This is a genomic window from Microcystis sp. BLCC-F209 (assembly GCF_041928595.1).
Taxonomy (GTDB): Bacteria; Cyanobacteriota; Cyanobacteriia; order Cyanobacteriales; family Microcystaceae; genus Microcystis.
The window spans coordinates 1-6,765 of sequence record NZ_JBHFLL010000241.1 but is presented as its reverse complement, the minus strand read 5'-3'; the positions used below and the strand labels follow the sequence as shown (position 1 = coordinate 6,765).

At 42.8% G+C, this 6,765-nt stretch carries 7 protein-coding genes; 4 read left to right on the top strand and 3 right to left on the bottom strand.

Annotated features, from left to right (window positions below):
• On the top strand, positions 1-304 hold a 304-nt coding region (locus ACE1AQ_RS15410; RefSeq protein WP_374808718.1), incomplete at its 5' end, for a Uma2 family endonuclease.
• Between the two features lie 215 nt (positions 305-519).
• Here ACE1AQ_RS15410 and purN read toward each other — a convergent pair.
• The 3 genes from purN to pap form a co-directional block, all read right to left on the bottom strand.
• The gene (purN, locus tag ACE1AQ_RS15405) at positions 520-1,158 is read right to left on the bottom strand and encodes a phosphoribosylglycinamide formyltransferase (RefSeq protein WP_110546016.1); all 639 of its coding nucleotides are present in this window, start codon (positions 1,156-1,158) and stop codon (positions 520-522) included.
• Positions 1,155-1,439, bottom strand: coding sequence for a hypothetical protein (locus ACE1AQ_RS15400; protein ID WP_110546015.1), 285 nt, complete (start codon positions 1,437-1,439; stop codon positions 1,155-1,157). The genes purN and ACE1AQ_RS15400 overlap by 4 nt, the downstream gene beginning before the upstream one ends.
• A 115-nt stretch (positions 1,440-1,554) precedes the next feature.
• On the bottom strand, positions 1,555-3,048 hold the full coding sequence (gene pap / locus ACE1AQ_RS15395) for a polyphosphate:AMP phosphotransferase (RefSeq protein ID WP_110546014.1): 1,494 nt from the start codon (positions 3,046-3,048) through the stop codon (positions 1,555-1,557).
• 69 nt (positions 3,049-3,117) lie between these two features.
• Here pap and galE point away from each other — a divergent pair, with 69 nt between their 5' ends.
• The 3 genes from galE to ACE1AQ_RS15380 form a co-directional block, all read left to right on the top strand.
• The gene (gene galE / locus ACE1AQ_RS15390; protein WP_008207343.1) at positions 3,118-4,116 is read left to right on the top strand and encodes a UDP-glucose 4-epimerase GalE; all 999 of its coding nucleotides are present in this window, start codon (positions 3,118-3,120) and stop codon (positions 4,114-4,116) included.
• A gap of 268 nt (positions 4,117-4,384) precedes the next feature.
• Positions 4,385-4,810: a hypothetical protein gene (locus ACE1AQ_RS15385; protein ID WP_110546013.1), complete on the top strand. Its 426-nt coding sequence runs from the start codon at positions 4,385-4,387 to the stop codon at positions 4,808-4,810.
• A 631-nt stretch (positions 4,811-5,441) separates the two neighbouring features.
• The coding region (locus tag ACE1AQ_RS15380) for an MBOAT family O-acyltransferase (protein ID WP_374808715.1) at positions 5,442-6,765 on the top strand (1,324 nt) is incomplete at its 3' end.

Here is a 6,765-nt window from a genome sequence, read left to right as displayed (position 1 = left end):
TTATTATGAAACTGGCAAGACAACTATTACCAATCCCAAATTAATAGTAGAAGTCCTCTCAAAATCAACTCAAAATTATGACCAGGGCGATAAATTTCTCTATTATCGTTCGCTGCCGGAATTTCAAGAATATATTCTGATTAGTCAAAGTCGTCCCTATATCATGCAGTATAACAAAACTGAAGAAAATAAATGGCTATTAACGGAATACGAGGGCGAAAATGCCAGTTTATCTTTAACTTCTGTCAATTTCGCTCTCAGTTTTCAGGAAATTTACGAAGGAGTGATAAGTAGCTGGTTATAATTAAATTAAAAATGGATTTTAGGTTCGATCCCCCCTTAGTCCTAGGGTTGATTCATAGTGGGGTTGATTCATAGTAGGGTTGATTCATGAATCAACCCTACCTTAATAAGGGTGGTGTCTGATAATTTTTAACGCCTACCTACTTATTTAACGATTTGCGTTGAATTTTCGTTTTTTTGCCGGTATTCTCGCCAAGGAAGTCCAGAAATCTATCTCTACAGACCCAATTTCGCCGCTAAAGCGATCGCTACCGGGAAAATGCGATGTTCTTGCACTTGAATGCGTTCGTGGAGACTGGTCGCGGTATCATCCGGGAGAATGGGAACCACTGCTTGCATTAAAATCGGGCCGCTATCTACCTCCGCGCGAGCGATATGCACAGTACATCCGGTCACTTTTACCCCCGCAGCTAAAGCTTGTTCCACGGCACGCACACCCTTAAAACTGGGTAGTAAACTAGGATGGATATTGATCACGCGATCGGGAAAAGCATCTAGTAATACCGGGGTGACAATTCGCATCCAGCCCGCCATAATTACCCATTTTACGCCGTATTCTTGGAAAGTTTCGACTATTGCCCGATCGAGTTCTTCTCTGGGTTTAAATTGACGATGATCGAGAAAAACCGCAGGAATATTGTAGTGATCGGCTCTTTCTTTTACCTTGGCATCGGGATTATTGTAGATGAGGACAGGAATCTGGGCATTTAGCTGTTTTTTGGCGATCGCTTCCGCCAAAACCGCAAAATTGGAACCACTACCAGAAGCCATCACTCCTAAGGAGAGGGTTTCCTCTAGGGGAATATCGGCCAAACTGAGATCGGGAGAAATTAAACTGGGGGAAATTGTCATCATATTTTATAAGCGAGTTCGAGTGCATTGCAAAAGCTATTGAGGCGATTCAGCAAAGCATTATAGTAAGAATAAGCATCATCCCGTTCCTCTTGGAGATAGGCATACAAGGTTAGCTCTGGCTCTGCAGCTAGGTGATTTTTAGGGATATCGAAACCGACTTCGGTTAGGCGCATCGCTGCGATCGCAACTAGCAACGCCCCAATGGTATTAGACTCACCATTGTGAAGATCCCTCAGTCCGGGTAAGATGATCTCGGCTCCTGGCAACTCATTGAGATTCATGATTGTTTTTCCTCTGGTGGACATTGAAAACGTTCAATGAAGTTCTCGACTCTGCTTCTCAGCACATCAGGGTTAAGGGAGGGGAATCGAAAAAATCCCCATACCCCTATCTCCCCTATCCCCGTTGTTTCAAACCGGTTTCAATAGCGGCAATTACTGTTTCTATGACTTTAACGCGGGCGAAATACTTATCATTTGCCGCTACAATTGTCCAGGGGGCGACGGGGGTGCTAGTACGGGCTACCATGTGATTAACTGCCACATGGTAGAGGGGCTGTTTTTCCCGATTGCGCCAATCTTCATCGGTGAGTTTATGTTGACGATAGGGGTTATTTTGGCGCTCGTTGAAGCGATTTAACTGTTCTTCGGGGCTAATATGTAACCAAAATTTGACTAAAACACAGCCTGAATGGGTTAATTGGGCCTCAAATTCGTTAATTTCTTGATATGCCCGCCGCCAGTCCATATCTTTAGCGAATCCTTCCACTCTCTCCACCAAAACCCGTCCATACCAACTGCGATCGAATATACCGATAGTTTTGGCTGCGGGTAATTTGCGCCAGAAGCGCCAGAGATAATGATAGCGGTGTTCTTCCTCCGTCGGGGCAGCAAAGGCAATCACCTGATAACTGCGAGGATCGAGGGTATCGGTTAAGCGTTTGATCGCCCCTCCCTTACCGGCGGCATCCCACCCTTCAAAGAGGACTAAAACGGGAATATTTGCCTGAAAAATCTTTAATTGCAGTTTTCTTAATTCTACCTGTGCCTGACGCAAACGGATTTTATAGTCTTCTTTTTCCAATTTGGCACTTAAGTCCACTCTCCCCAGATAATCGGGTTCCGTGGGCAGTAATTGGGCTTGGGGTGGTAGATTGACAGGAGGTTCGATCGGTAATTGGCGCTGATCCAAAGCTTGAGCGATCGTACCGACTAATTGGGAGAGAACTTTTACCCGGGCCCAACGTTGACAGTTGCCCTCCACCAATATCCAAGGGGCAGCCCCCGTGCTAGTGTAGGTAATCATTTCCTCGGCTAAACTGGCATACTCATCATAACGTTTGGCCTGTTGCCAATCTTCCGGACGCACGCGCCAAGATTCTAGTTCATTTTCGGCGTATTCTTTGATGCGTGACTTTAATTCCTTTTGACTGAGGTGAATCCAGAATTTAGCGATCGCAACCCGATCATCAGATAATTGTCGCTCAAAGGTGTTGATATCGCGCATGACTAGGGGAATCTGGGAGGAGGGCAATTTGTTTAAGAGTCGATCCTCTAGTAGATGGGTGTACCAACTGTGATAAAAAATGCCGATACTGCCTTTTGCTGGCAGTTTTTGCCAAAATCGCCACAAAAACGGGTAACTTTCCTCTTGGGGGGAAGGGGTTAAAATTGGATGGACGGTAAAACCGCGAGGATCCATATAGTTAACCATTTTTTTGACTAAAGTTCCCTTGCCTGCCGCCGCCCAACCTTCCAAAACCACCACCACGGGTAATTTACATTCCCAACAGGACTTCTGTAGCGATCGCAGTTGTTCCATTAAATCTTTAATTTGTGATTGATAAGTTTCTTTGTCAAGGGAAAGAGATAGATCGAGGGGACTTAACATGATGGTCAAATAAAAGCAAAATTAGGGTATAAAGTTATAGACAAGTCAATTTCAAATAGGTATGATCGCGTGTCTCAAGTTAAACCTACCATTCTCGTTACTGGCGGTGCGGGTTATATTGGTTCCCATGCAGTTCTAGCGCTCAAAAATGCCGGTTATTCCGTCATCGTACTCGATAACTTATCCTACGGTCACGCCGAAATCGTTAAGGATATATTAAAAGTTGAGTTAATTGTCGGTGATACTAGGGATCGATCGCTGCTGGATAATTTATTTGCTAGTCGTGATATTGCCGCCGTCATGCACTTTGCCGCTTTTATTGCCGTGGGGGAATCGGTGCAAGAACCGGCTATTTACTATCAAAATAATGTTAGTGGTAGTCTGACTCTTTTGCAAGCGATGATCGCCGCCGATGTGAAGAAATTTGTTTTTTCTTCCACCTGTGCTATTTATGGAATGCCGAAGGAAATTCCGATGACGGAAAATCATCCCCATCATCCCCTCAGTCCCTACGCTGCCAGTAAGGAAATGGTGGAACAAATTCTTCGGGATTTTGATCCGGCCTACGGTTTAAAATCGGTGGCTTTCCGTTATTTTAATGCTTCTGGAGCGGATCCCAGTGGTTTATTAGGGGAAGATCACCAACCGGAAACCCATTTAATTCCCCTGGCTTTATTAACTGCCCTGAAAAAACGGGATTCCCTGTCAATTTTCGGCACGGATTATGATACTCCCGATGGCACTGCTGTTCGCGATTATATCCATGTCAATGATTTAGCCCAAGCTCACGTTTTAGGCTTAGAATATCTCTTAAATGGGGGCGAAAGTAATGTGTTTAATTTGGGCAATGGTAACGGTTTTTCTGTGCGTGAAGTGATTGAAACAGCGCAAGCAGTAACTGGTTTAGATATTCCTGTGATCGAAAGTCCCAGAAGGGCAGGTGATGCTCCCATTTTAATCGGCAGTAGTGATAAAGCTAAACAGGTTCTCGGTTGGCATCCCCAATATGCCGATCTCAAGGTAATAGTTGAACACGCTTGGAATTGGCATCAAAAAAGACACGCTTAACAGCGATCGAGTGCTAAACTTTAGTATTATCAGATTGAACATTTCTAAGTAAGTGGTTTCAATTAAATTGAAGATAGATTTTGTCTTTGATCCCCCCTGCCCCCCTTGATAAGGGGGGTGCCGATAGGCGGGGGGATCCCCCTTGATAAGGGGGGTATCTGACAATTTTGAACACCCACCTACTTATCAGTCGATAACAGTAAAAAACTGCTAGAGGCTGATAGTTTACCGCTATAAGCTTCTCTAGAATCCTCTCGAATACAATGGTATGAATAACAAAATAATCTTAATATTTATAGGCTTGACTTTTTTAGCAAGTTGTGCTGATAGTAAACAGTTTCAATGTCAAAAAATCTATCGCATTGCCAACGAAGTGGCCCAAGAAACCAAATCCTTAACCAAGGGTCAAGGGACAGAAATTGACCAAAAAAGTTGGCTATTAGCCGCCGATAAAATCGAACAGGCCGCAGAAAATATGAAAAAATTAGAAGTGAAGGATACCGAACTAGAGAAATATAAAATCGCTTTCGCTCAAGTTTACGAAGATTATGCTACTGCCACCCGTGAAATAATTCAAGTTATCGAAACTCGCAATAAAAACGGGGCAAAATTAGCACAGGAAAAGGTAAGAAAAGCGGGACAATTAGAAAAAGAAACTGGCGAAGCTTTTAATACCTATTGTCAAGCACAGTAAAGCAGTTATCAGTTATCAGTTATAAGGTGTTGGGGTTTTCGGGTATTATTTGCAATTTCCCCATTTCCCCATCTCCGTCAAAGCTGAAACCCTAATTACGAGAAAATCATATATACCTAAAAGGAAAATTTCATGGGCGATATCCAAATCCTGTCCAGTCTCGATAATTAACTTAACTCCATCGATCTCGATAATTAATTCCTGTTGCTCATCGATATAAAATTGACAATTAGCCAGATATTTTAAGGTTAAAAACTTTACTACCAGAAAAGAAATCCTGCTTATTTTTGCTTAAACTGATCCCTAAAGGTTGATAAAAAAGTTGACCAGATTTACCATCATATTCACCATAATTACGACTAATATTATGCTCTACCAACTGACTGGATCAATATTGATCGGTAATATGGGGATAAGTCTTAAATTGCCGATAGCGTTTATGAGTATCTCACGGTTTTTGATAAAGCATTGCTTGTCTGGACTCAATTGTTAAGGGTTGCTAGAGGTAATTTTATGGACAAGTCTGACAAAGTTTGATAGGCTTGTCAAGAAAATCCCTCGTCTCTGAGCATCAGAAGCCAGGAAACCGATCTCAAACAAGGTAACACAGACCATCAGGAGTTAACAAGCCTTGAATTACTCTGATTTTATATTTTGGTGGATATTAATCCTTTTTAGCGTTCCTTTCTTAACGGCACGCTACCTGGCGAAGTCCTTCAATCTCTGGCGAGGTGTTTTTGATGGAGTCGGATTAGCGGCACTTTCCCTGATCCTATTTTATTACGCCAGTCGCACCAGTTTCCTCGTTTTTATCGTCTCCCTAGCCTTTAACTACATTATGGTCTGGCTAGTGCTGAAAATGAGCGGCTGGAAAGCGAATCTCCTGGCCACAATCGTTATCGTCATCGATATTCTTGTCCTCGCTTACTTCAAGTATTTCGGCTTTTTCGTCCAGGAAATCATCGGATTATTCGTTTCCCTTCCCCCTAACTGGAAGGAACTTTCTCCGATTCCCGTGCCTAGCCAGATACCGCCGGGGGTATCCTTCTATACATTCCAGATGGTGGCTTTCGTGGTGGACTCCCTGCGGGAAAAGAAAAAGAAACCCCTAGCCGTTCTCGATTATGTCAATTTTATCTCCTTTTTCCCCCAAATTGTCGCGGGTCCGATCGAGCGCCGCCGGGATTTATTACCACAGATGGGGGGATTTCGACTCAAATTTACAGGAGAAAACTTCGAGAATGGTTTGCGTTGGCTTTCCCTCGGTTTATTTATGAAATTTGTCCTTGCAGATAACATTGCGCCCTACATTGAATTAGATAAGATGATCGACAATGCTTGGTATATCTGGTTTGAGGCCTTTTTATTCAGCCTGAGAATCTATTTTGACTTCGGCGGTTATAGCTTTATTGCTGTCGGTTTAGCCTATTTTGTCGGGGTGAGATTAGAATTAAACTTTTTAGCACTCTATACATCCCAAAGTATTAACGAATTTTGGCGACGTTGGCATATTACCCTTAGCACTTGGTTTCGGGATTATGTGTTTTTACCCCTGATGGGTTCCAATAAAAATTGGGTGCCTTTTTATCTATTCATCACCTTTACTCTTTCAGGTTTCTGGCACGGTGCGTCCTGGAATTTCATCTTTTGGGGTGCTTACCACGGGGCATTATTATTATTATTGCTGCGTTATCTGGGCCGACCTTTCTATGCTTTTTTAGCCAAGAATGTTAGTCTCTATTTAAACACGGGATTAAAGGAAGTTATCGCTAATTCCATGACCGTATTTAAAGATAATACAAATGAGGTTGTCTCCATTGATTTATTATTGTGGACAGCAGGAACTGAGGCACAGGATTGGATCAATAATTTAGATTGTCAGAAAACAGCACAAGGCAAATTATTAACCCGTTCTAGTTTACAATTAATCGACTATCCTGAAGTGTTTGCCCTTG